The sequence below is a fragment of the Streptomyces scabichelini genome (genome assembly GCF_011045015.1).
Lineage (GTDB): Bacteria > Actinomycetota > Actinomycetes > Streptomycetales > Streptomycetaceae > Streptomyces > Streptomyces scabichelini.
In genome coordinates this window covers 62,495-88,217 of record NZ_JAAKZY010000013.1, presented here as the reverse complement: position 1 = coordinate 88,217, position 25,723 = coordinate 62,495, and the positions used below count along the sequence as shown (strand labels likewise).

The window sequence follows — 25,723 nt, the reverse complement described above, 5'->3', positions numbered from 1 at the left end:
GAGTCGCTGTCACCGCTGCACGCGGCGAGCGCCGCGCCGAGGGACACCGCACCACTCGCGGCGAGGAACCGCCGACGGCTCATGGAGGACGTGGGAACGAAGGATCTGGGCATGGTGAACTCCCGCCAAAGGGCAGACGTTGGGAAGACGATGGGCAGAGGGACGGAGTGCCTGGCGAGGCGCTGCGCATGGGGGGGGAGGGTGAGGCGTGAGCAGAGCTGAGGCGCGGACGTCGCTACCGGGGGCGTCGGCGTCGCCGTGTCGGGGCCTGCGTCGCGCTTGGGGTGCGGCCGGCACGTGCGTCACGTGCGTCACGTAGTCACGTGCGTCACGTGCCGTACTGCGGAAGTCCACGGTGGTGGAAGGTGGTTGAGGTGCGGCGAGCCCGGCAGGCGCACCGCCCGGCCACGAGCGGGGTGCCGCTCGGGCCGATGAACGCGGATCAGTCGGTGGTGGGCGGTCCGCCCCCGGCCGGGGGTGCGTGTGCCGAGCCGCTCGAGCCGGAGGCCATGCGCCGCCCGCGTATCGGGGCCTTCCGGGCCGGCGGAGGTGCGGTCGAGCCGCGGACGACGAGTTCGACCGGCGGATCACCCGCCGGAGGCAGGCCGGTCTCCGGCTCCTCGATGGCGTGCACGAGCAGCCTGATTCCTTCCCGTGCCGCGGCGTCGAAGGGCTGACGCACGGTGGTCAGGGCAGGAACGACGTAGGCGAAGACGGGATTGCCGTCGAAACCCACGACGCTGATGTCCTCCGGCACACTGCGCCCGGCTTCGCGCAGGGCGTGGATCATGCCGACGGCCATGTCGTCGCCCGCCACGAACACGGCGGTCACGGAGCTGTCCGCAGCCAGTTCGCGGCCTGCCGCGTAGCCGGAGGTGGGTAACCAGTCCCCCTCGATCACCGGCGGTTCGTGCGCACCCCGTGCCGACAGCGCCGCCCGCCAGCCCTCGACACGGTCCTTCGAGGCGTACCACCGCCCGGGACCCGCGAGGTGATGAACCGTCGTGTGTCCCAGATTCAGCAGGTGATCGGTGGCCGCCCGCGCCAGTTCATAGGCGCCCACCCCCACCGTCAGGGTCCGGGCAGAAACGAACGCCGGCGGTGCGCCGAGGAAGAGGACCGGCACATCGACTCTGACGGGAACCTCTCCTTCCACAATGGGCTCGGAAACGATGATGCCGTCCACGCCCTGCTCCAGGAGGGAGTCCACAGCGCGGGCGATATCGTCCGGTTCGCCGTCCAGTGTGCTGACCATACGCAGTGCGTAGCCGGCGTCCCGTACGGCCTTCTCGATGCCCACGAGGAGCATGGCGGTTCCGTACCCGGCCGTCCCCAGGGCGACCACACCGATGGAACGTGTTCGTCCGGAGGCCAGTGCCCGGGCCGCGTTGTTCAGCCGGTAGCCGAGTTCCTCGGCGGCTTCGAGGACGCGTTGCCGTACGGCGTCGGAGACGTAGGGCTCGTTGTTGAGGACCCGCGACACGGTCTTGCGCGAGACCCCGGCCACACGGGCCACGTCCTCGCTGCGGGGTGCGGGCGAACCCGCGCTCCGCCTCACTGCTCGTGCCATGAAGTCTCCCGACTGCGTATGCCTGCATCAGGCGAGATCGACCGTATGACCGCGCGGTCACTGACCGCGCGGTCATATCTACGCAGCCGGAGGAGCACGCGTCAATAGCGCGCACAGCGCCACTTCCCTCCGGCGGGACCTTTTTTGCAGAGGCAGTTTTGCGCCGCAGGCAGGGCGTCGCCCGACACCTGACTCCCTGCTTCTCCGCCAGGGCGCGAGGTTGAAGGAAACCGTGCGCACACCCTTGACGCGCGATCTCGGACTGCGTAGACAATGACCGCGCGGTCATACAGCGGACCTCGAAGGATTCCCGCGTAGGGATTCCCGCGTTCGGCCAGAGGAGACACCGTGACACGAGTGGTAGGAGGGGGCGGGAGCCCCGCTGTGCCCCGCAGTGCCGATGTCGCCCAACTGGCCGGCGTCTCACGCAAGACCGTGTCGCGGGTACTCAACAACGAGCCCTACGTCTCCGACGCCGTACGGCAACGCGTCCTCGAAGCCGCCGAGGAACTCGGCTACCGGCTGAACAACGCGGCCCGGGCACTGGCCTCCGGACGAACACGTTCCATCGGTGTGGTCGCTCTGGGGACGGCCGGGTACGGAACCGCCTCACTGCTCGTGGCCATCGAGAAAGCCGTGCGGGACTCCGGTTACGCACTCCGAGTGGTCAGCACACTGGACGGCGAACCGGACGATATCGCCCGCGCCGTGGACTCCCTCCTGGAGCAGGGAGTGGACGGCATCATCGTCTCCGAGCCCGTCATCGAAGGAGAGGTGTCCGTACGCGTCGACGTGCCGGTCCTCTTCCTCGGCGCACCGTCGGCCTTCGGCGGCCCTCGAGCGGTGACCGCGGGGGTCGGCGCCGATCTGCTGGCGCGGGCCGCCACGGACCACCTGCTCGATCTGGGACACCAGACCGTCCACCACCTCGCCGGACCGCTGCGCTGGTACGCCGCCAGGGACCGTGTCGAGGGATGGCGAGCAGCACTGGCGGCACGCGGCAGGCACCAACCGCCCCTCGTCGAAGGCGACTGGTCGGCCGACTCCGGTTACCTGGCGGGCCGCGAACTGGCCGCCGACCCCGAGGTGACCGCGGTCTTCGTCTCGGGCGACGACATGGCGATCGGCTTGATCCACGCCCTGACGGAAGCCGGTCGGCGCGTGCCCCACGACGTCAGCGTCGTCGGCTTCGACGGCAACCCCGTCTTCGCCCACGTCACCCCACCCCTGACCACCGTGCGCCAGCCGTTCGACGCCGCAGCCGGAGACGGCCTCAGGCTTCTCGTCCACGCCATCGAAAAGCCCGACACCCAAATGCCACCGGCGAGCGACCCACCGGTCGAACTCGTCGTCCGGGGCTCGACCGCACCCCCACCGTCCTCCCCCAGCTAGACGGCGCACTTCATCGTCACGTTCTCACCCATCGCAACGGCCACACGTCTGATCGCAGCGACAACGCACGCGGGAAGCTGTACGAGATGCAGCCTCTCGGCCACGAGCTACGGGTACTCCGCCAGCGCACCGATCTCGATGGCGGCGGGTGACGCCCTCAACGAGAAGGCGGTTCGCGACCCTCACCGGCGTGATCATGCTGCCCGACAGCAACGGCGCCGCAGGGCGCGCTGCTGCGGCACCAACGGCCGGAACGCCTTTCTCCAGCCTCTGGTCATCGGCCAGGACCAACACGCCTGGACAGCGCAGGTCGCGCTGCCTCGTATCCCACCGCACCGACCGCCACCATCCGTCTGATCTTTATGGCGGCCGCCGTATCGATATTGATCGATATTGCCCCTTGCCCTGGTCTTCGTCCTCCTCCGGCGCCGCTGGTCCAGGAAGTCGCAGACAGGGATCAAGGGCTGACCGAGGAGCAGGATTGAGCATGATCGACTTCGCCGGACTCCCCTACTACGAGGACGTCTCGCCGGGCAGCGGGGCCCTGCCGCCCCGCGCATGGACCAGCACCTCGGACGCGCGCCGGCTGAGTCTCAACGGCACCTGGCGCTTCCGGCTGTCCCCGACGGCGACGACGGAGGACGAGTCCTTCGCCCGCCCGGAGTTCGACGACCACGGCTGGGACGAGCTGCCGGTCCCCGGCCACTGGGTGCTGCAAGGGCACGGAGCGCCCGCGTACACCAACACCCTCTACCCCTTCCCGGTCGACCCGCCGCGGGTGCCGACGGAGAACCCGACCGGCGACCACCGGATCGCCTTCGACCTGCCCGGGGACTGGCCGGCGGCGGCCTCGGGCGGTGACGCGCTGCTGCGCTTCGAGGGCGTGGAGTCCTGCGCCCGGGTCTGGCTCAACGGGCAGGAACTGGGCGTCTTCCAGGGCAGCCGGCTGCCGCACGAGTTCTCCGTCGGCGGGCTGCTGCGGCCGGAGGGCAATGTGCTGGCGGTACGGGTGCACCAGTGGTCCGCGGGCTCGTATCTGGAGGACCAGGACCAGTGGTGGCTGCCCGGCATCTTCCGGGACGTGACGCTGCTGCACCGGCCCGAGGGCGCGGTGCGTGACTTCTTTGTGCACGCCTCCTACGACCACCGCGACGGCTCCGGCACCCTGCGGGTGGACAGCGAGCCGGGCGGGCGCGTCACCCTGCCCGGTCTGGGCATCGACATCGCGACGGGCGAGACCGTGACGCTGCCCGTCGAACCGTGGTCGGCGGAGCTGCCGCGGCTGTACGAGGGCGAGCTGGTCACGGAGGGCGAGCGGATCCCGCTGCGGATCGGCTTCCGCACGGTCGTCGTCGAGGACGGAGTCCTCAAGGTCAACGGCAGGCGGATCCTCTTCCGGGGCGTCAACCGGCACGAGTTCCACCCGGAGACCGGCCGGACGGTCGATCTGTCGACGATGCGCCAGGACCTGCTGCTGATGAAGCAGCACAACATCAACGCCGTACGGAACTCCCACTATCCCCCGCACCCGGCCTTCCTCAGCCTCTGCGACGAGCTGGGTCTCTGGGTGATCGACGAGTGCGACCTGGAGACCCACGGCTTCGTCGACCTCGGTTGGCGCGACAATCCGGTGGACGACGACCGCTGGATCCCGGCCCTGCTGGACCGGGCCGAGCGCATGGTCGAGCGCGACAAGAACCACCCCTCGATCGTCCTGTGGTCGCTGGGCAACGAGTGCGGCACCGGCCGGGGCCTGACCGCCATGGCCCACTGGATCCGGGGACGGGACACCTCCCGGCCCATCCACTACGAGGGCGACCCGTCCTGCACGGACACCGACATCTACTCGCGGATGTACCCGGAGCACGCCGAGGTGGACCTCATCGGCCGCCGTGCGGAAGCCCCTCTGGACGACCCGGAGCTGGACGCCCACCGGCGCGCCCTGCCCTTCATCCTCTGCGAGTACGCCCACGCCATGGGCAACGGCCCCGGCGGACTCAGCGAGTACCAGCGGCTCTTCGAGACGCACGCGCGCTGCCAGGGCGGCTTCGTCTGGGAGTGGATCGACCACGGCATCGCCCACCCGGAGCACGGACACGGCTACGGCGGCGACTTCGGCGAGGAGCTCCACGACGGCAACTTCGTCTGCGACGGACTGCTCTTCCCCGACCGCACCCCCTCCCCGGGCCTGACCGAGTACAAGAAGGTCGTCGAGCCGGTCCGCATCGAGGGCGACGGTCCCGCCGGCACCCTGCGGATCACCAACACCCATGACTTCGCCGACCTGTCGCATCTCGCCTTCGTCTGGTCGTACGAGATCGAGGGCCTGACCGTCGCCGACGGCCCGCTGTCCGTGCCGCCGGTCGCACCCGGCGAGTCCGCGGAGCTGAAGCTCCCCGAGCCGCCCGCCACCGACCGCGCCGGCGAGGCGCTGTGGACCGTGCGCGCCGTCCTCGGCCAGGAAACCCCGTGGGCGAAGGCCGGGCACGAGATCGCCTGGGCGCAGCTGCCCGCCGACACGCGGGGACAGGTGAGCCGCCCGCGGACCGCCCCGGCGGCCCGTCCCCAGCGGGGCCCGGCCGGCAGCGGCACCCTCGCTCTTGGCCCCGGCGTCTTCGACGCCGCGAGCGGAGCGCTCACGCGCATCGGCGGCATCCCGGTCACCGGCCCGCGTCTTGATGTGTGGCGGGCGCCGACCGACAACGACAACGGCGCGCCCTGGCAGCCGGATCGCCGCTACGGCCTGATCTGGCGCGAGCTGGGCCTGCACCGGATGCGCCACCGCCTCGACGGGGTGGAGCCGACCGACGAGGCGCTGACCGTACGGACCCGCGTCGCCCCCGCCGCCACCGACCTCGGCCTGCGCGCCGACTACCGCTGGACCGCCGACGGCGACCGGCTGCACCTCGCGGTCTCGGTCACCCCGGAGGGCGCGTGGAGCTGCCCGCTGCCCCGGCTGGGCGTACGGCTCGGGCTGCCGGCGGCGTACGGCCGGGCCGAGTGGTACGGCGGCGGACCGGGCGAGGCGTACCCCGACACCCGGGCCGCCTCCCGCATCGGACTCTGGTCGTCCACGGTGGACGCCCTGCAGACCCCGTATGTGCGGCCGCAGGAGAACGGCGCGCGGGCCGACGTCCGCTGGGCCCGGCTGAAGGACGAGCACGGCTCCGGCCTGCGGATCGACGGCGAGCCCGCCTTCTGGTTCACCGCCCGCCGCTGGACCACCGAGCAGCTCGACGCCGCCGGGCACACCCCGGACCTGCGGGCCGGGGACACGGTGTGGCTCAACCTCGACCACGCCCAGCACGGCATCGGCACCCAGTCCTGCGGCCCGGGCGCCCTGCCCCAGCACCACCTCGACGCCGGCCCGGCCGAGTTCTCCTTCACCTTCAGCCTGGCCCGATGAGGTTTCGGACGGTGGGCGCTCGAAGCACGGGAGACCGGTGGGTTCACCGGCGGCGCCGGCTTGGACGACGACGCGGTCCGTCCACGTTGCACCGAGTCTCCTTGCCAGGCGATGCGAGCACCCGACCGTGCGCTCGGGCGCTGCCGACAGCACAGCTGCGACGAAGGCGAGCGATGTCACCAACCGGCAAGGAATCTCCATCACTTGACCTAGAGGATTCCCTGATCGTTCATCTGGTGCCGAAATGATCGTTTCTGCACCACATCTACTCACCGGTCGGCCGGAAAGAGTTGGTCCAAAGGAGCCTTACCTCACCTGCCAGCGGCCTCTACGTTCCCTGTGACCAGTCGGCGGCGCTCAACAAGTCACCACTCGCCCCTCTTTGACGAAGGAGCAGCTGTGGAACGTCGCAACTTCCTCCGCGGTGCAGTGATCGGCACCTCGACCGCCGTCTTCGGCGGCACCCTCATGCACGGCGCCGCCTACGCGGCCCCCGCCCAGAACGGCACCAGCCCGTACGGCGGCCTGCTGGCCGCCGACGCCAACGGGATCATGCTGCCGTCCGGCTTCACCAGCAGAGTCATCGCCCGCTCCAGCCAGACCGTCCCCGGCACCTCGTACACCTGGCACAGCGCCCCCGACGGCGGCGCGTGCTTCGCCGACGGCACGGGCTGGATCTACGTCTCCAACTCGGAGATGGGAACCGGTGGCGGCGCGGGCGCCGTCAAGTTCAACTCCACGGGCTCCATCACCGGTGCCTACCGGATCCTGTCCAACACGCGGAACAACTGCGCGGGCGGCGCCACCCCGTGGAACACCTGGCTGTCCTGTGAGGAAGTGAGCCGCGGCTACGTCTACGAGACCGACCCGTGGGGTGTGAAGGCCGCCCTCCGCCGCGACGCGATGGGCCGCTTCAAGCACGAGGCGGCCGCCGCCGACCCGGTACGCAAGGCGATCTACCTGACCGAGGACGAATCGGACGGCTGTTTCTACCGGTTCATCCCCACCACCTGGGGCGACCTGTCCTCCGGGACGCTCCAGGTACTGGTCGCCGGCACCGGCACCTCCGGCACCTTCACCTGGACCAACGTGCCCGACCCGGACGGCTCCCCCACCTACACCCGCGACCAGGTCTCCAGCGCCAAGATCTTCAACGGCGGCGAGGGCTGCCACTACGCCGGCGACACCGTCTGGTTCACCACCAAGGGCGACAACCGCGTCTGGCAGCTCAACCTGCTCAACAGCACCTACGAACTGGCCTACGACGACAGCCTGGTCACAGGCGGCACCGCACCGCTGACCGGCGTGGACAACGTCACCGGCAGCTCGTCGGGCGACCTGTTCGTCGCCGAGGACGGCGGCAACATGGAGATCTGCATCATCACCCCCGACGACATCGTCGCCCCCTTCCTGCGGATCACCGGCCAGTCCGGCTCGGAGATCTGCGGCCCGGCCTTCTCCCCCGACGGCAGGCGGCTGTACTTCTCCAGCCAGCGCGGCACCTCCGGCAGCTCCTCCGGCGGCATCACCTACGAGGTCACCGGCCCCTTCCGCACCACCGCCTGACAGCGATCCGGTGGTAGTCGGGCGGCACAGCGCACACCGTCCAACCATCACCGGCCTGTCGGCGGCGACATCCGCCCCACAACGAAGGCCGGTTGCCGTCGAACAAGGCGGCAACCGGCTGTCCCCAGCGCCCGCATCCACACGACGCTCAGCGGCGAACCCGCCGACAGCCACTGACCGGCGTACGAACGGCCCTGGGCTGCTGGGACCTGGTGTCGGATCCGTGAGCCATCGCCGCATTTCAGAGGCGCACCCGCGCTGTTCTGCCAGCGGCAGAACAGTGGCCCGACCAGGCTCGGCGATCAATACAGTCCATCTCATGACGACAGTTACCACGCGTACGGTCGAGTACCCGGCCGACGGCCTGACGATGATCGGGCACCTCGCGCTCCCGGCCGGTGCCGACCGCCGGCCCGCGGTCCTGGTCGGGCCCGAGGGGACAGGGCTGAACGACTTCCAGCGCCGCCGGGCCGACGCCCTCGCCGAACTGGGGTACGTGGCGCTGGCCTTCGACATCCACGGCGGGCGCTGGTTCACCGACCCCGAGGAGATGCTGGCGCGTTGCCTCCCGCTGCTCGCCGACCCCGACCGCATGCGGGGCATCGGCCACGCGGCGCTCGACGTGCTGCGCGCCGAACCGCGGACCGACCCCGACCGGATCGCCGCCATCGGCTACGGCACCGGGGGCGCGATCGTGCTCGAACTCGGGCGCGACGGCGTCGACCTGCGCGCGATCGGGACAGTCAACGCACTGACCACGGGCCGACCGGGCGAGGCGGCGCGCATTCGATGCCCGGTGTGGGCCGGAGTCGGGTCGGAAGACCCGATCATGCCGCCCGCCCAACGGGACGCGTTCACCGCCGAGATGCAGGCCGCGGGCGTCGACTGGCGCCTCGCGGTCTACGGCGGCGCCTTGCACGCCTTCCACCACCCGCCGGTCGACCAGACCGTGCTCCCCGGCGTCGGCCACCACCCACGGCACGCGCAGCGAGCCTGGCGCGACGTCGTCGACCTGCTCGCCGAGTGCCTGCCCGTAACGGAGTGATCTGGTCAGTTCGAGCCCGGCCACCGGCCGACCAGCGCTTGCCGGTCACCACAGCAGGTTTCTGGCGCAGCAGGCCCTGGCGGACCTCACGGTCGTGAGGTCGCGGGTCCCGGGCAGGTGGGAGCCCCTGGCCCGCGGTCGGGCCGACCGGACCAGGTGTGACGGTCCGACCGGCCGATGCCGGCTTTGATGAGTTCCGGGACGAGGAGGCCGCCATGAGCACGCCCGACAGCCGCGCCGAGGAGACGCAGGCCACCGAGCCCGACGAGGGGGCCGCAGCTCCCGGCTCCCCGACCTGGTCGAGCGCGCGGGTAACGCGCCGCGTCCCGCTCTTTGCCGGACCTCAGCTCTTGCCGAGCAGGCGCCAGATCTGGTTTCTCTTGGTGTTCAGTGCGCTCGCCGGGTCGCAGGTCCACTGGTGGATCTTCGCGCCGGGTGCCGTCGAGATCTCGCTGACGTCGACGCACTTGCCGCTGTGCACCGCGGCCAGCTGGTAGTCCTTGCTGTTGCCGAGCGCGGTGACGGCGTTGAGAGTGAACATCTGGTTGGTGGCGCCGTTGCACGTGTACTGGATGACGGCGGCACCGTCGGCCGTGGAGCGTCCCGAGACGTCCAGGCACTTGCCGCTGTGCTGGTTGACCACCGTGTAGGCGTTCGCCCGGCCGGCGACCGGCTTGAAGTCGAACATCTGCTGGTAGCCGCCCTCGCAGTGGTACTGCTGGTACTGCGTGCCGTTGGCCGTGGACCGGTTGGTGTCGTCCAGGCACTGGTTGCTGTGCTGGGCGACCGCGACCGTCGAGATCGTGGTGTCGGACGGCGGGAGCAGGGTGACGGTGTAGCCGTCCCTGGCGTCCGTCCAGGGCACGGTGACCGAAGCGGAGTTGCCGCTGACGGTCAGGGTCTGGTCGGAGACGGTGACCGGTCCGGTCACGGCGGCGCCGCCGTTGTCCGGGACGCGCTGCACGACCGCACGTACACGGCCGTTCTCGACGACGCCGGTGGTGTCCAGGCGGTCGAGGCCGACGGTGATGTTGCCCGTGTTTCCGTTGCTGCCGAGCAGGATCTTCGCGTTCTTGGCGGTGTTGTCCTTGGTGGCCAGGGCGTCGGTGCCGGTGCCCGGGGTGACCTTGACGATGTTGCCGGTCTGCGAACCGTAGTAGCGGTAGAGGAACCACTCCCCCAGCGGCAGGTACTGACTGCCGGTCTTGGTCAGCAGCTTCGCCTGGAAGTCGTGCAGGTTGCCGGCGGAGGCCCAGTTCGCGCGCAGGCCGTCCGCCCCCGCCCGCTCCAGGCGCGAGATGTACCAGCCGCCACGACCGGGGTTCTGCTCGCTGGTGCTGGCGTACTCGTTGACCTGGAACGGACGGCTCGTCGTCATCGACCGCGCCGACAGCTTCGATCGCACAGCGTTGGCATCGGCGACCGGGTCACCCGGCAGGTCGTGCCAGCTGTAGATGTCCGGCTCGACGTTGTTCGCCTTCACGTAGTCCAGGTACGTGTTCCACCACGTCGATCCGTTCGAAGCCGGCTTGAAGGCGCTGCTGGGGCCGACGACGACCGCGCCCGGGATGGCGGCTCGGATCCGCTGGTAGGCGCGCTTCCACATCTCCAGGTACTGGGCCTGCGACCGATCCCAGAAGGGAGTCCAGTCGGGTTCGTTCCAGATGTCCCACTGGACGTCGGTCATGCCGGCCGCCTGCACGTCGGCGATGAGGCGGTCGTAGAAGGAGTCGAAGGCGGACCAGTCGCCGTTGTCACCGGGGAAGGTGGGGCTGGTGGTCCCGTCGGCGCCCCACAGGTCGTGCGGCAGGATGACGAAGGTCCCGCCCAGCTCCTTGGTGCGCTGGTACTGGACGCGGGTGGAGTTCCAGCGGCGGTCGTACCTGCCGGCGACCCACCCGCCGGGGTTGTCCAGCTGGGCCCCGCCGGCCCGCATGAACTGCCACTTGATGTCGTCGTAGAAGTGGTCCTGGGGCAGCGAACCGTCCTCGGTCATCCCGTAGATCGTGCCCGAGGCGCCGTAGGCGGGGGCGCCCCCGGCCGTGGCGAAGTCAACGGTGACCGTGGTGTCGGCGGCCTGCGCCGCGGTGCCGGGGAGGGCGACGGCGGCGAGCGACGCGAGCAGCACGGCGAGCGCGGTGGAGGTGCGGAGGCGACGGCCTCCCGCGGTGCCGGTTCTGGGGGTGCGTCTTGGCGGGGGAAGGATGCGGGGTGTGGACATGTGCGGGTCTCCTGGGGGGAGTGCTGCCTGGGCGGGGCGCCCAGGTGGTCTCATCCGCCGGTCGGCGCGACATTCGCGGTACGGCGGAGTTCGTGGGCCTCGGCGAGGAGGAGGTAGCTGCTGGCGGTCCAGGTGTAGGCACGGTCGCGCAGGCCCGCCCCGGTCAGGGCGTCGAAGTTCTCGGCGAAGCCGTTGGTCTCGCACAGGGTGCGGAAGCGGGCGCTGATCTCGTCCGCCAGGCGCTGGTGGCCGGCGCGGCGCAGGCCGTCCTCGACGAGAACGGTGGCGGGGGCCCAGATCGGGCCTCGCCAGTAGCCGTCGGGCAGGTAGTGCGGTGAGGTGGGCAGTTCGGTGGCCAGGCCGTGCTCGGTGAGGTGTGCCTCGATACGGTCAGCCAGCACGGCGCTGACGCCCTCCGGCAGATGCTCACCCAGCGCGATCGGCATCAGGTCGAGCAGGCTGGAGGTGCTCCAGGTGTCCCCGCTGTGGACTGCGCGGGCGACGAACCGGTCACCGGTCCAGAGCTGGTCGAGCATCGCGGCCTGGGTCGCCTCAGCCGTGCGCGTCCACTGCCAGGCGTCGTCGGAGCGCCCCAACTCGGTGGCCAGGAAGGCGAGTTCACGCAACTGGAGGATGAGGAAGGCGGCCAGGTCGGCGGTGACAATCACTCGCTGGGGGTCGAAGGTCGTGGCGTTGTCCCAGCCGCTGTCGTTGCCGTGCTGGTAGTGCGGCAGGGCCGCGCCGGGTGCCCGCCGGGTGGTGAGCCAGAAGTCGGTCCAGCGGCTCAGCCTGTCGTACGTCTCGGCCACTTCCGCCTGGTCGAGGTGTAGGGGTTCGGGGAGGCGTCGGCGCAGACGGCCCAGGGCCCAGCCGTGGATGGGCGGTTTGACGAAGTTGTAGAGGATCTCGGAGTGGGTGACCGAGTCGGGCAGCGCCCCACTGTCGTCCTGGTGGTCGAAGGGCAGCGAGAACTGATCCCAGGCCAAGTCAGGTGAACCGGGCGCCAGAGCGAGGGCGTTGAAGCAGTGGTCCCAGCTCCAGACCTTGTCCATCCAGTGTTTGGACATCAGCACCGCGGGCCGGGTGACCAGGCCCGCAGGGCGTACGGTCGCGGACCACAGCACGTAGGCGGCGAGTTCGGCGGCCGGGGTGCCGGACGAGCGCCAGGGGGCCACCAGGTCGACGAATTCGGCGAATTGACGCTGCGCTGTCGCCACGACCTCGTCGAACGTCGCCGAGGGGGTGAAGGGCCGCCGTGCCGAGTCGAACTCCTCGACGGCGATCTCCCAGACACCGTGGGCATCGGCGTTGGCGTTGGCGCTAGCGCTGGCGCTGGCGGCGACGGTGACACCGCGGTCGCCGCTGCCGAGGGCCTCTGTGCCGGACGAGTCGGCCACGGTGCCGGACAGCACGGTGATCCGGTAGCGACGACCGGTCTCGTACGAGGTGAACATGTACGCGCCGTCCACCGGGTCGCGGTAGAAGTAGCTGCCGCTGAACGGGGTCAGGGTGTTCGCCGCCGCGGCGATGCGCAGGTCCAGTCCCTCGCCGCGCAGGCGAACGGTGTCCGGAGCCTCATAGGCGAGGTCGATCCGTCCGCCCGCACCGGTCCAGCTGAGTCGGCTCGGTGTCGCCTCCACGACGTTCTCCGCCCGGTCACCTGTCGCCGTGTCCAGGGGGACGAAACACAGGACCGCGTGCATGCCGTTCTGGTGGGAGACCAGGTGGAGGTCCTCGGCGTACGTCTTCTCCGCCACCACGGGCGAGATGTCGAACCAGGATCCGTACATGCTGAACGGGATGTCACGGATGGAGAAGGCCGGTCCGGATCGGGCCGCGGTCATGAGGGGTTACTCGTTTCTTCAGCGGTGGGTGTGGAGAGGTGTGCGGTGGCCGGATCGGCGTCAGGCGGAGGTCAGTCCTTGACGGCTCCGGCGGTCACGCCTGCGGCGACGTAGCGCTGGGCGAGGACGAGGATCACGGCAGCGGGCAGCGAGGCCACGACGGCGGTGGCCATGATGGCGTTCCACTCCTGGTTGTTGTTGCCGATGTACTGGTAGATGCCGAGGGTTATCGGTTCGTGGGCGCCGCCGTTGACGAGGGTGCTGGCGAAGATGAAGTCGGACCAGGACCACAGGAACGCGAACAGGGACACCGTGACGATCGAGTTGCGGCTCATGGGCAGGACGATCGACCAGAAGGTGCGCAGGGGTCCGGCTCCGTCCGTCTTCGCGGCCTGGAGCAGTTCGCCGGGGATGCCGGACATGAACGCGGTGAAGATGAGTACGGCGAAGGGGACGGCCAGGGTGGAGTCCGCGACGATGAGGCCGGGGACCGACTGGAGCAGGCCGAGGCTGAGGTAGATGGCGTAGAAGCCCATCGCCATGATGATGCCGGGGATCATCTGGGCGACCAGGAAGAGGAAGCTGAGCACTCCGCCGCCACGTGGGCGCAGCTTGGCCAGGGCGTAGCCGGCGGGCGCGGCCAGCGCGACGGTCAGCACGACCGTGCCCAGGCCGATGACCAGGCTCGTGGCGAGATAGGGAAGCTGCTGGTCGAGGACGGCACGGTAGCCGTCCAGCGTGCCGTGCACGGGAAACCAGTCGGGCGGCGACTTGCGCATGTCCTGGTCGCGGGTGAAGGACACGTTCAGCATCCAGTAGACCGGGAAGAGCATGACCGCCGTGAGCGCGAGGCCCGTCGCCGTCTGCCACCAGGTGGTCCGGCCCCGCCCCCGGCTCCGGCCCCGGCGCGGACGGGGGCGCGGTCGTGGTGTGGTCACGGTGGTCGCTGTGGTCACGGTGGTCATGAGGCGTACTGCTTTCGCTGGACCCTCAGATACACCAGGCCGAAGACCACGGCGGCGACGACGAGCAGGTTGCCGACGGCCGCACCGGGACCGAAGGCGGGCAGCAGGTTGCCGAAGCCGAGCTGGTAGGACCAGGTGGCGAAGGTGGTGGACGAGTCGGCCGGGCCGCCCTTGGTCATGATCCAGATGATGTCGAAGACCTTGAGCGTGTAGACCAGACCGAGCAGCAGGGTGATGGCGGACACCGGGCGCAGCAGCGGGAAGGTGATGCGCCAGAAGCGCTGCCAGGCGTTCGCGCCGTCGAGGGCGGCCGCCTCGTACAGGCTGGCGGGGATGGACTGCAGACCGCTGTAGAGCACCACCAGGTTGAAGGGGACGCCGATCCAGACGTTCGCGAGGATCACGGAGGTCAGCGACCACGACGGTGAGGTCAGCCAGTTCACCGCGTCGATGCCGACGGCGTGCAGGGCGGCGTTGACGACACCGGAGTCGCTATTGAGCATCCACGACCAGGTGGAGGCCGACACGATCAGCGGCAGCAGCCACGGTACGAGGAACAGGGCGCGCAGCGTCGCGGAGAGCCGGAAGTGCTGGGTGAAGAAGACCGCGAGGGCCAAGCCGATGGCGTACTGGAAGACCAGCGACACCACCGTGAACACCACAGTGTGCAGCAGTGCGGGGGCGAACGTCGGGTCGTCGAAGACCTTCAGGTAGTTCTCCAGGCCCGTGAAGGGCGCGTCGCCCTGGACGAAGGAGCGAACCGTGTAGTTCCTGAGGCTCAGGTCGACGTTGCGGTAGAGCGGATAGGCGTAGAAGAGGATGAGGTAGAGGGTCACCGGGGCGAGGAATCCCCAGGCGGCCCACTGCTGGGAGGTGGGACGGCGCCGTGGCGCCCTGCGCGGCGGGGGCGGGGCGGCGGTGGCCGCCCCGTTCCGGTCATGCGCGGTCCGACGGTCCGGCAGCTGTGTCGTGCGGTTCATCAACAGGCCCCGGGTTCCGGTTACTTGACGGCGTCCTGCGCCGCGGTGAGCGCGTCCTTCGGCGACTGTGACCCGCTGAGGGCGGACTGGACCGCCTTCCACATCTGCTCGGAGATCTTGGGGTACTTCGTGCCGAGGTCGTCACTGGTACGTCCCTTGGCGGCCTTGACGGCGTCCACCCAGGGCTTCAGCTTCGGGTCGGCCGCGACCTGCTTGTCCTGCACCTCACCGGTGGGCGCGACGTACGACAGCGTGGTGTCGGTGTCGAGCAGGTTCTGCGAGCTGGTCAGGCAGGACACAAGCTTCTGCGAGGTGGCGTAGCGGCCGGCGTCGCCCTGCACCGGGATGGTGACGAACTCCCCGCCTGTCGGGGCGGCGGCGTTGCCTCCCTTGGCGGCCGGGACGGGGATGACCCCGTACTCGAAGCCGGCCTTCTCGGCGCCCGCGAGCTGCCAGGTGCCGTTCTCGGCGAACGCGAAGTCGCCGCTCGCGAACTCCTGCCAGCTGGTGGTCTGAGTGTTGTTGATCACCGAGTTGGGCGCGTAGCCCTTCTTCAGCCAGTCGGTCCACAGCTGCAGCGCCGAGACGCCCTCGGCCGAGTCGAGTTCGGTCAGCTTCGCGTCGGAGCCCCAGAACCATGGCAGGAACTGGAAGCTGCCCTCCTCCGTGCCGATCGCGGAGAAGGTGATGCCCTTCTTGCCCGCCTTCTCGACCTTCGCCAGCGCCGCCGTCAGCGAGGCCCAGTCCTTCACCGAGGCGATGTCCACGCCCGCGGCCTTGAGGACCTTCTTGTTGTAGTAGAGGGCCAGGGTGTTGGCGCCGATCGGCGTGCCGTACGTCTTCCCGCCCGCCTGACCGGCCGCGATGAGGTTCGGGTCCGCCTTCGAGGTGTCCAGCTTGTTGTCGTCGGTCGTGGTCAGCACCCCGCCCTCGGCCAGGGTCGACACCACGGGGTTGTCGACGATGAGCACGTCGGCGGAGTTGTCCTGCTGCGCCGCCAGCAGCGCCTTGTTGGTCAGGTCGCTGGTGTCGAACGCCGTCCGCTTGATCTTCACACCGGCTTCGGTGCCGCAGTTGTCCAGCAGCTTCGCCCACGCCGAGCTCTTGTCGAACTGCGGGTAGGGGTCCCAGATGGTGTACGTGCCGCCGTCCGCCGGCTTCGCGGACGTGTTGCCGTCGCCGGAGGAGCATGCGGTGGTGGCGGCGGTGAGGGCGACGACGGTCATGGCCGCGGCGGCGAGACGGCGTCTGGTGGATCTGTTCATTCGGCTGTTCATGGGGCTGTTCCTCTGGTTTTTGGCATGGGCGTGCCAGGGAGGGTGATGAGAGGGCTTCAGTCGGCCGATCGGCCGGTAAGGCAGTTCGGTAAGACAGCTCAGGGCGTACGAGGGGAAGGGTGGGCGGGACGCGGAGGGTGCTACTGGTTACAGGGGCGGGCGTCAGGTGTTCATGCCGGAGCCGGATTCAGCCCGTACGTCGCCGGGTCACCCGGTGCTTGCGGGCCCGGTGCTCGCGGGCCCGGTGCTGGCCCGCAGTGAGATCGGCGGCGCGAGCAGGTGATGCCGGGCCGGCGCGTCGGGATGGTCGAGCCGCTCGACCAGCAGGTCGACGGCGAGGCGGCCCATCTGTTCCGCGGGCACGTCCGCGGCCGTGAGCTGCGGGGTCACCGTCTCCGCCCACCGGCTGGCGACGACGCCGGTGACGGAGAAGTCGCGCGGCACATGGCGGCCGGCTTTGGCCAGACCCCGATAGAGGCCGCCCAGCGCGGCCTCGTTCAGCGTGACCAGCGCCGTGGTGGCCGGCTCGTCGTGCAGGATCCGCTCCAGACATGCCTGGCCGGAGGATGCGTCATCACCGCAGCAGTACGTCCGGCTGGTGACTCCGCGCTCCGCCGCGGCCTTGGTGAAACCTTCGAGACCACGGTGAGCGGATTCGTACCCGGCTCGCAGGAGCTGTTCGGGCCGGTTGACGAAGGCGATCGTGCGGTGCCCGAGGTCGGCGAGGTGGTGGACGCAGGCCTCCGCCAGCGCGGTGTGGTCCAGGCCGACCCACCAGCCGTTCTCCGGATGTGCTGTGCGACCGATGGCGACGGAGGGGAGGCCCACCGAGTTGAGGTGGTCGAACCTGTCGTCCTGGAGCCGGAGTTCCATCAGGATCGCCCCGTCGACCCGCCGCTCACCCAGGAGCCGCTGGAAGGAGCGGTCGCTGTCCATACCGCTCGGAGAGAGCAGCACGTCGTAGTCCTGGGCCGCGGCGGCCTCTACGACATTGCCGATGAAATCGAGCTGCATGCCGGTGTAGTGGTTACCGGCCGGCGGGAAGACCAGACCGATGGTGTTGGTCCGGCCGTTCGCCAGGGCGCGCGCACTCGCGTTGGGCTGGTAGCCCAGCTCGTCGATGACCCGCTGGATCTTCTGGCGGGTGCCGTCCGACACCGGCCGTTTGCCGCTCAGCACGTACGACACGGTGCTGCGCGAGACACCTGCCCGCTTGGCGATCTCACCGATGTTCACGGGACTCCTTGCTCGAACTGCTCGAACCGGTTCGACGCGACCTCGGGAAAGAAGACCGAGGTCGCCCGCTGATACTGAGGGGCTCTATACCGATGACGACCGGGTGTCGAACCGGTTCGCGTGAAGTGAAGGTAAGTACAAGCCACGGACGTGTCAATGCATCTCGGCACTTCCCGTAACCGCCACGAAACCTCACGGAGGCGCACCTGCCCCCGCCCGCAATGCCACACGCCGCCTCTCACCTGCGAATACCAGGATCTCGCGGCTGGCTCACCCGGGCGACAGGCCGATGCGCCGCAGGTTTCCCTGTCGCGGGTATTGCTGGCCGGTTTTCCTCGGTGCTAGCTTCCCGATCCGGTTAGCGTTCGAACCGGTTCGACCTATGGAAGGACACATGGACCCGTCGCGGCGTAAGTCCGCCGTCAACGCCGAGTGGTTGCTTGCGGCTTCCTTCGGTTGCGCGCCGAACGCGAGCGTGCCGCAGCCGCCCTCCGCCACCTGCCCGCCGCAAGGACGGCCGGCGTGAGCGGTGTCTGTGCTGTCCGCAGCGGGCCAGTGTTACTGGGCAGCCAGGAACAGCAAGACGTCGCCTATCGCGTTCAGCTGACGCCGCGCGAGTTCTTCTCGGCGCGCGCTGCACTCGTGTGCGGCTCGACCGCCGAAACCGCAACAAATGCTCCGATGCGGCAGGATCCTGACTCGGCGCGGTCACCGCACCAGGGCTAGCCGCAGCGGTGCCACCTCCCCCGAGCTCTCCTCGAACCAACAGGTCCTCGCAGCGGCGCGAAGGCGCCGGGCCGCCGGTCTAACGGGAGGCCTCGCGGGGCCATGCTGACCACAGGCGTTCCGCTGTCCCCCGTAAGCAGCTCACCGACCTCTTGCGGGGCCGGGCCGAGCTGCCTACTCCCTGGATCAGAGAGGGCCGGGGTGTGGGACGGAGCCCCGCACAGTCCTGATCCGCAGGCCACTCGCTCGTCGCCGATGGGCGACGATTCTCTGCCACGTCAATCACTTGACGTGATCTAAGGGTGACGCGTTGTCAGTGCCACGTGTCAGCATGACCTGTTGCGTGGGGATCGACGACTGAGGGGGAGGCGTCAGTGCCTTGGATCGACTCGTACGTGAAGGCTGACGGAACGCGGGTGCGCGGGCATTACCGCTGGGCCCCAGGTGCGCGGGGACAGATGACGATCTTAGCCGCGGTGGCCGTAGCGGTCGTGGTACTGGGAGGGAGCGGCGGGTCCGCCGCTGGCGGGAGTGGAACGTCGCCCCGGCCGCTGCCCACGACGTCCTACCCGATTCAGTGGACTGGACCAGAGAAGCAGGCGGCCCGGCCGGCGCCGAAGCCCACGGTGTCGTATCCGGTCCGGTTTGAGGGAACGGAGCGGAAGGCGCGGCCGCTGCCGACGCGCACGGTCTCCTATCCGATTCCGTGGGATCGGGGTGACCGGTGACGCGGCGGCCTGCACGGCGCAGGAGCGGACGGCGGCGGCGGACGAGGAAGTCCCAGCACGGTGAACTCGGGGCCGTGCTGGTGGCGGCCGCCGTGGCGATCTCGCTGTTCGTGGCCCTGGTGAACTGGTTGGCGGAGAACTGGTGGGTTCTGGTTCTGCTGGTCGTCGTGGCGGCTGCTCTCGGCGGCGGGTGGCTGTATCAGCGCAGGGAGAAAGCCCGTTGGGAGGAGGCGCGGGCACGGGGGCTGCGGTACGCGCTGTCTCAGCTTGATGCGCTGCATCACCGGCAGTTCGAGTACGCGGTCCGGGACTTGATGCGCCGCGACGGCTGCAAGGACGCGGCCCAGGTCGGCGGCACCGGCGACAACGGCGCGGATGTGACGGCCACCGATCCCTTCGGGCGGCGCTGGGTGATCCAGTGCAAGCACCGGCGTGCGGGGCTGGCCGGCTCGGCGGTCGGTACCCCGGACCTGCATGTGCTGAGCGGCACGGGCCGTCAGCTGCACGGCGCGGACGTCGTCGTGCTGGTGACGAACGGGCGTTTCTCCTCCAAGTGCGCTCCGCTGGCCCCACGGCTGGGGCTGCACCTGGTGGACCGGCGCCTGCTGAGCGAGTGGGCGGCAGGCTCGCGTCCGCTGTGGGATCTGCTGAGGCAGCTCCCTCCGCCCCGGAAGGGGTCTGCTCTGTCGTGAGGACTGTCGCCAATTGGCGACTGGATACGGAGCCGAGCGGGCGGCTTCCGGCGCCATCCGTGCCCGGGCGGTGGCGTGTGCATGACTGGCCCCGAGGTCGACGAGGCAGAGGTGCGCGGCACACTACGGCCAGGCCCCGGCCGACGAACGCCCGGGCGGCCTCGGTGAGCCCGTACGGGGCGGCAGCGCTACACCGTTCAACAACCCTATAGATCAACGGAGTTGGCGCCCGTCGACTGTCAGTGGGCGCCTGTACCGTCGTGCTACGCCCGAATTGGGCCCACTCTCCGCTCCTGCCTTACTCACCCGAGGAAATCCCTGATGCCATACGTTCGTGGGCATTACCGCCGGGACGGTTCCTATGTCCGGCCGCACCACCGCCGCTCCAGGCGGTCGACCGGTACCGCCTCCTCTACCCGCCCTGTCACCTACTCCCGCGTTGGCGCGACCGTGCCTACTCGACCCGCTCCGGAAAGCGCGACGACACGCGTGCGGGGCCACTACCGCAACGGCTCCTATGTCCGGCCTCACTACCGCCGCATCAGCACTCCTGCTGCCGTGGCGACGGCCGGGGGAGGTGGTGGCCTGTTAATCCTGCTCGTTGTGCTGGCGCTCCTGAGCGGCGGCGGAACGGGCTCCCAGGACGGACCGGCCGAGCAGCCGACGACGTCCGTAAGTTCTCCAGCCGGAACTTCATCTCGATAGGAGGCCAAAGCTCTCCCTCCGACGGCGGCACTGCCATCGGGAAGCGGGGGCCTCGGACGAGCAGCCGCGAGCAGCCGTTCAGGGCCCCACTGAGTCTCGGCACCGCAGGCACCCGAGAGGAGTCCGCATGAGAATCTCCGCAGCCCAGCGGACCGAGTTACGAGAACCGCACCGTTGCGCCATGGACCGGCTCCTGCGCGGCGAGATCCCACCGGCGGAAAGTGCGACATCAAGACCCTCGCCCGCGAAGCGGGCATCGACCGCACCGCGTTCTACGGCACCCGTCCCTATGCTCACCTCCGCGTCGAGTTCGAACGACGGCTCCAGGCACTCCAAGATGTCGGCGAAACCCCCGACCCTCGCGAGGCTCGGATCGCCCGGCTCAAGGCGGCGAGCTCGGACACCTCGACTTCCTCCAGGTCCTCTGCCAGGACGAGATCACCCGCCACGAGACCGTTCCCTGCCAACTGGCGTGTACAACGGCGAAGTTTGAGCAGCAGGTCACCCTCGAGGGGTTCGACTTCACCGCCTCCTCGACTCCCCGCAGCCCAGATCCCCGACCTAGGGACCCTGCACTGATCGACGTCGAATGCCGTCCAGCCCGCGAGGCGGGACGACTCGGTGGTGACGGAGAAGAGTTCATGGGTCGGCTCCGGCGTGCAACTGTGTAGACGCACGCCCCGTGCGCAATAGGAAGCCGCAAAGGGGCGCAAAGTCTCCGCTCGCGCTGCCCTCATCCGGGTGACGCAGCGCCACTGCGGGCCATCAGGTCTTTCGTGCGATGCACTCTGGTCGTCGCGGGAGGCGCCACGGACCGCAGGCGCATGTTGTGCTCTGGCGGCCCGGGCCGGAGCCATCGGGGTGGCCTTCGTTGGCACCGTGAGATTTCACTTTCGGCGCGTGTAGCCATGGGAGGGCGGTCGTGGATCCGCTGGTACTGACCGCAGCAACGGCGTTGGTAAGTGCCATGGCCACGGACGCATGGCTGCAAGCCAGGGCTGCGGCGGTGGCATGGTGGCGCAGTGTCAAGCCCGGCCAAGTGGCTGAGGTGGAAAACGAGTTGGAACAGGCTCACACGCTGCTGAGCGCGGCACGAGAGCGTGGCGATACACAGATGGAGCAGGTGCTGGTTCAGGCCTGGTGCCTGCGGCTGCACCAACTGCTGGCCGACGCACCGGACCTGATGCCGGGTCTACGGCGGCTTCTTGACGAACATCTTCACCCCGCCGCTGCACCTGCGGAGACTCCCGGGACTGCGTCGATGACGGTGCGGGCCGAGGCGAGAGACTCCGCACGCGTGTATGTAGCCGGCCGGGACCAGCACATCAACGGCCCGTGAACGCCTGCTCCTGCAGCAGCGGAACCAGCTTCGTACACCGCATGGACCTCCGTGCGGCCGATGCCGCACACATCTACGCGGCAGGACGAGACCTCCATATCGGAACGCAGCTGCCGCAAGCACCGGCCGCGGCGTTGCGGACGCTGCCTCGGGACACGACGGTATTCACCGGCCGCCGCACTGAGGTGGAGCACGTGCTGGCCAGCGCGTCCTCGGCGCGGGGTCCGGGGCTCCACGTGGTCAGTGGCATGCCTGGCGTAGGGAAAACCGCCTTGGTGGTGCATATCGCCCATCGGCTTGTGATGTCCTACCCGTGCGGTCAGCTATTCGTCCGGCTGCACGCGCACACTCCTGGTCAGCAACCCGCTGACCCGGCCGATGTACTGGGCTCACTGCTGGTCGGTCTGGGCGTGGATCCCCGGCACCTTCCCCACGGCCTGGATGCCCGGTCGCGCTTGTGGAGAGATCGCCTTGCCGGGCGACGCATGCTGATCGTTCTCGATGATGCCGCCTCGCGCGCGCAGGTGGAGCCGCTCCTGCCGGGAGATCCCAACTGCTTGGTCATGATCACCAGCAGGCGCCGTCTGACCTTTCCCGAAGGTGCTGCATCACTCGCCCTTGGCGTGCTCTCGTCGGCAGATGCGAGCCTGCTGTTTACCCGGCTGGCCGGCCGGGAGGCCCGTCCCGCCCAAAGCGACGCCGTGGCTCAGATCAATCAGCTGTGTGGCCGCCTTCCGCTCGCCATCGCCTTGCTGGCCAGCCGCATCGCCCACCGACCCCACTGGGATCTGGCCGCCTTGGCCCGTGAGCTGGCCTGCGCCCAGGACCGCCTGGAAGAACTTGCCGCAGGAGATCTCGCCACCGCGGCAGCCTTCGCCATGTCTTACCGCGCCCTGCCGTCGGGCCGACGGCGTCTCTTTCGTCTGCTGGGCCTGCATCCCGGGCCCGATATCGACGCCTACGCCGCGGCCGCACTGACCGGCACACCCCTGGCCGCCGCACGGCGTGAACTGGAGGCCCTCTACGACGACCACCTCGTCGACTCGGAGAGGCCCGGCCGATACCGCCTCCACGACCTGCTGCGCATGTATGCACGGGCCGCGGCCGGCGCCGATCCCGCACAAGAACACACAGATGCCATTGATCGGCTGATGGACTACTACGGGCAGGCCGCTGCAGCAGCCTGCCGTCACGATGCCGCCGGGATCCAGGACCCACTGCCTCTTCCGGAGCCGGCTGTTGCTGTACCAGAGCACGACACATACCAAGACGCTGTGGAGTGGATGCGTATGGAGCACGCCAACCTCATCGCCTGCGCTTGGCATGCGGCCGAAACCGGTAAGCACACGCAAACCTTCCGTCTGGCCGCCACCCTGGCCGATTTCCTCCACCACAGCGCTCACTGGGAGGAGGCTGCCCGGCTCCACAAAGCTGCGGTCCGTGCAGCCCTCGCCGCCCGCGACCAGCGAGCCACCGCGACGGCTCTGTACAACCTGGGCCGCGTCCACTCCGCGACCGGCAATTTCAAGCGCGCCGCAACGCTTCTGCGGGCGGCGGCCCGACGTGCTGCTGCCGAGAACCTCCCGGCACAGGCCGACGCCTTGTGTGCCCTGGGACAGGTGCGTTTCGCCGCGGGTGCCTACCCCGATGCAGTCCGCCTTCTGCACCAGGCGCTGAACCTGCACCGCGCGGGTGCCAATCGCCTCGGCGAGGCGGACGCACTGTGGGCGCTGGGCCGCGTGCATGACATCACCAGCGACTTTGCCCAGGCGGCAGTGCTGGCGCAACAGGCACTGGACCTCTACACCTCGACGGGCCACGAACCTGGTCAGGCCAAGGCGCTGTGGCTGCTGAGTCGGATCCGCCACATGACAGGGCACTACTCCGAGGCCGACCGACTCGCCGGGCGGGCCCTGAACATCTATCGAAGGCTGCGAGAACGTACCGGTGAAGCAAACGCCCTGTGGGAACTGGGCCGAGCGGCGTGCGGGAGAGGGGACCAGCTGACGGCAGGCCACTTCGGCCAGCAAGCACTGACCCTCTACCAGACTCTGGGAGACCGGCTGGGGGAGGCCAGCGCTCTGTGGCTGCTGAGCCGGATTCTGCTCGCTGCCCAAGAGGCGGCCGCAGCTGAGGATCTGGCGCAGCAGGCCCACGACCTGTACCGCAGACTCGGTAACCAACACGGTGAAGCCAATGCGCTGTTGGAACTCGGCAGGGCCAAGACCATGTCACAGCATCGCGCGGAGGCCATCGCGCTGCTGACTCGCTCCCGCGAACTGTTCAGGGCCGCGGAGGATATCCAAGGAGAGGCAGAAGCCCTCAACAGCAGCGGCGACCTGCTGGCGGTCACAGACATCCCCCGCGCGCTGGTCATATACGAGCAAGCCCTTCACCTCGCGCGGCAGGCCAGCAGCCCCAAAGACCAGGCCCACGCCCTCGAAGGTGCAGCGTGCTGCCATCTGCGCAGAGGGCAGCGGTCCGCCGCACTTGCCTGCTGGGCGCAGGCTCTGAGCTTGCATCAGCGGATGGGCACGCAGCCCGCACTTGCCACGGCCTTCGTCCTTGCCCCAGCGCAGTCGTCGATGACCGGTGACAACCAGCAGTAAGCCGACCAAGGCCTTCCATCGCATGGCCGCACTGCACCGTCCTGCCGGCTGACCGGCAAACCCTGACGGCCTACTACCGGAAAGACCCTGGAGAACCAGACCACCACGCTGGTCTCCGCCCTGCCCGAACACCGAGAATCGCGTCGGCCGCCCGACCGCGCCTACGGGTGCGTGTCCGTGATCGCGATGACCTTGTCGAGGTGGTCCAGGGCGGCCTGCAGGTCGTCGATCTTGGCCTGGATGCGCTCGCGCTCGGCTCGCAGCATGGCTCGTTGCCCGGCGTCGGTGTGCCCGGCGTCCCAGCACGGCAGGAGTTCGGTGATCCTTCGGCTGGTTAGGCCGGCGGCGAACATCTGCTGGAAGAAGCGGACCATGGGGATGGCGTCCTGCCGGTACAGGCGCTGGCCGGACGGGCTGCGCTCCGCGATGAGCAGCCCTTGCTGCTCGTAGTAGCGCACGGCGCGCACGGAGACGCCGGCACCTCGTGCCACCTCGCCGATGCGGATCAACCGCTCGGCTGCGTCCACTGTGACAGTCATGTGATCCCTCTCACCCCTGACCCCGACGACCAGCACTTGCCTCTGACGCTAGCGTCAGGTTTTAGCGTACCGGCCATGGATATCAACAACTCCGTCGCCCTTGTCACCGGAGCCAACCGCGGCCTGGGCCGCGCCTTCGCCCAGCGCCTGCTCGAACGGGGCGCCCGCACGGTCTACGCGACGGCCCGCCGACCGGAGACCGTGGACCTGCCCGGGGTCGAGGTGCTGCCCCTCGACATCACCGATCCCGCATCCGTGAGGGCCGCCGCCCAGGCCGCCCCGGACGTCTCGCTCCTCATCAACAACGCGGGAATCAGTACGGGGACCCACCTGGTGACCGGTTCGCTGGACGCGGTGCGAAACGAGCTGGAGACCAACATGTTCGGCCACCTGGGAATGATCCGGGAGTTCGCGCCGGCGCTCGCCAGGAACGGCGGGGGCGCGATCGTCAACATCCTCTCCGCCATGTCGTGGTTCGGGGCCAAGGGCGCCAATGCCTACCACCTGACCAAGGCCGCCGCCTGGGCCATGACCAACGGCGTCCGCCTGGAGCTCGCCGAGCAGGGCACGCTCGTCACAGCGGTACACCTCGGCCTGGCCGACACCGACATGGCGGCGGGCTGGCCCGTGGACAAGATCGCTCCACCGGACCTGGCCGACGCGGCGCTCGACGGTGTTCAGGCGGGCTCCACCGAGGTCCTCGCCGACCAGTGGAGTCGGGACGTCAAGTCCCGTCTGCCGCTGACGCCGGAAGAGTTCAACGCCGCAATGGACCGCGCCCTGGCGGCGCTGATGACGGCCTGAGGGGCCCCTCGGGCCGCACGGACTTCGGTCGGCTGCTTCTCGATCGGCCTCTCGAACTCCCCTACTTGAGGTTGAACTC

Annotated in this window: 16 protein-coding genes; 8 read left to right on the top strand and 8 right to left on the bottom strand. The window is 69.4% G+C overall.

Annotation, left to right across the window (positions count from 1 at the left end):
* Window positions 1-442: 442 nt before the first annotated feature.
* Entirely contained in the window at window positions 443-1,570 is a 1,128-nt protein-coding gene (locus G5C60_RS06635) for a LacI family DNA-binding transcriptional regulator (protein WP_165255559.1), read from the bottom strand.
* Window positions 1,571-1,954: 384 nt separating this feature from the next.
* Here G5C60_RS06635 and G5C60_RS06630 point away from each other — a divergent pair, with 384 nt between their 5' ends.
* The 4 genes from G5C60_RS06630 to G5C60_RS06615 all read left to right on the top strand — a co-directional run bounded on the left by G5C60_RS06630 (window position 1,955) and on the right by G5C60_RS06615 (window position 8,979).
* Window positions 1,955-2,962 (top strand): LacI family DNA-binding transcriptional regulator, encoded by a 1,008-nt coding sequence (locus G5C60_RS06630; RefSeq protein WP_338145722.1) that lies wholly within the window; start codon window positions 1,955-1,957, stop codon window positions 2,960-2,962.
* Window positions 2,963-3,449: 487 nt separating this feature from the next.
* Window positions 3,450-6,368 (top strand): glycoside hydrolase family 2 TIM barrel-domain containing protein, encoded by a 2,919-nt coding sequence (locus tag G5C60_RS06625; protein ID WP_165255557.1) that lies wholly within the window; start codon window positions 3,450-3,452, stop codon window positions 6,366-6,368.
* Between the two features lie 399 nt (window positions 6,369-6,767).
* Complete coding sequence (locus tag G5C60_RS06620; RefSeq protein WP_165255554.1) at window positions 6,768-7,934, top strand: alkaline phosphatase PhoX; 1,167 nt, start codon at window positions 6,768-6,770, stop codon at window positions 7,932-7,934.
* 319 nt (window positions 7,935-8,253) lie between these two features.
* Window positions 8,254-8,979, top strand: coding sequence for a dienelactone hydrolase family protein (locus G5C60_RS06615; RefSeq protein ID WP_165255552.1), 726 nt, complete (start codon window positions 8,254-8,256; stop codon window positions 8,977-8,979).
* A 343-nt stretch (window positions 8,980-9,322) separates the two neighbouring features.
* Here G5C60_RS06615 and G5C60_RS06610 read toward each other — a convergent pair whose 3' ends face one another.
* The 6 genes from G5C60_RS06610 to G5C60_RS06585 all read right to left on the bottom strand — a co-directional run bounded on the left by G5C60_RS06610 (window position 9,323) and on the right by G5C60_RS06585 (window position 17,502).
* On the bottom strand, window positions 9,323-11,200 hold the full coding sequence (locus tag G5C60_RS06610) for an RICIN domain-containing protein (protein WP_165255550.1): 1,878 nt from the start codon (window positions 11,198-11,200) through the stop codon (window positions 9,323-9,325).
* Between the two features lie 50 nt (window positions 11,201-11,250).
* Entirely contained in the window at window positions 11,251-13,044 is a 1,794-nt protein-coding gene (locus G5C60_RS06605) for an amylo-alpha-1,6-glucosidase (protein WP_165255547.1), read from the bottom strand.
* Window positions 13,045-13,115: 71 nt separating this feature from the next.
* The gene (locus G5C60_RS06600) at window positions 13,116-13,877 is read right to left on the bottom strand and encodes a carbohydrate ABC transporter permease (protein WP_206439167.1); all 762 of its coding nucleotides are present in this window, start codon (window positions 13,875-13,877) and stop codon (window positions 13,116-13,118) included.
* Between the two features lie 128 nt (window positions 13,878-14,005).
* Window positions 14,006-14,989 carry a carbohydrate ABC transporter permease gene (locus G5C60_RS06595; RefSeq protein ID WP_165255545.1) on the bottom strand — a complete coding sequence of 328 codons (984 nt, stop codon included), beginning with the start codon at window positions 14,987-14,989 and terminating at the stop codon, window positions 14,006-14,008.
* A gap of 20 nt (window positions 14,990-15,009) precedes the next feature.
* Complete coding sequence (locus tag G5C60_RS06590) at window positions 15,010-16,254, bottom strand: sugar ABC transporter substrate-binding protein (RefSeq protein WP_165255579.1); 1,245 nt, start codon at window positions 16,252-16,254, stop codon at window positions 15,010-15,012.
* Between the two features lie 219 nt (window positions 16,255-16,473).
* A complete protein-coding gene (locus tag G5C60_RS06585) occupies window positions 16,474-17,502 on the bottom strand; it encodes a substrate-binding domain-containing protein (protein ID WP_165255543.1) in 1,029 nt (342 codons plus the stop codon).
* Between the two features lie 1,450 nt (window positions 17,503-18,952).
* Between G5C60_RS06585 and G5C60_RS06580 the strand changes: the two genes are divergently transcribed.
* From G5C60_RS06580 to G5C60_RS06565, 3 genes are all read left to right on the top strand, one after another.
* Window positions 18,953-19,648, top strand: coding sequence for a restriction endonuclease (locus G5C60_RS06580; protein WP_165255541.1), 696 nt, complete (start codon window positions 18,953-18,955; stop codon window positions 19,646-19,648).
* Between the two features lie 1,627 nt (window positions 19,649-21,275).
* A complete protein-coding gene (locus G5C60_RS06570; protein WP_338145720.1) occupies window positions 21,276-21,692 on the top strand; it encodes a hypothetical protein in 417 nt (138 codons plus the stop codon).
* Between the two features lie 41 nt (window positions 21,693-21,733).
* Complete coding sequence (locus G5C60_RS06565) at window positions 21,734-24,301, top strand: tetratricopeptide repeat protein (protein WP_165255539.1); 2,568 nt, start codon at window positions 21,734-21,736, stop codon at window positions 24,299-24,301.
* Window positions 24,302-24,462: 161 nt separating this feature from the next.
* Here the strand turns inward: G5C60_RS06565 and G5C60_RS06560 are convergent, their stop codons facing one another.
* Window positions 24,463-24,840, bottom strand: a complete 378-nt coding sequence (locus tag G5C60_RS06560) for a MerR family DNA-binding transcriptional regulator (protein WP_165255537.1) — start codon at window positions 24,838-24,840, stop codon at window positions 24,463-24,465.
* Window positions 24,841-24,915: 75 nt separating this feature from the next.
* Between G5C60_RS06560 and G5C60_RS06555 the strand changes: the two genes are divergently transcribed.
* Entirely contained in the window at window positions 24,916-25,644 is a 729-nt protein-coding gene (locus tag G5C60_RS06555; protein ID WP_165255535.1) for an SDR family oxidoreductase, read from the top strand.
* The last annotated feature ends 79 nt before the right edge of the window (window positions 25,645-25,723 follow it).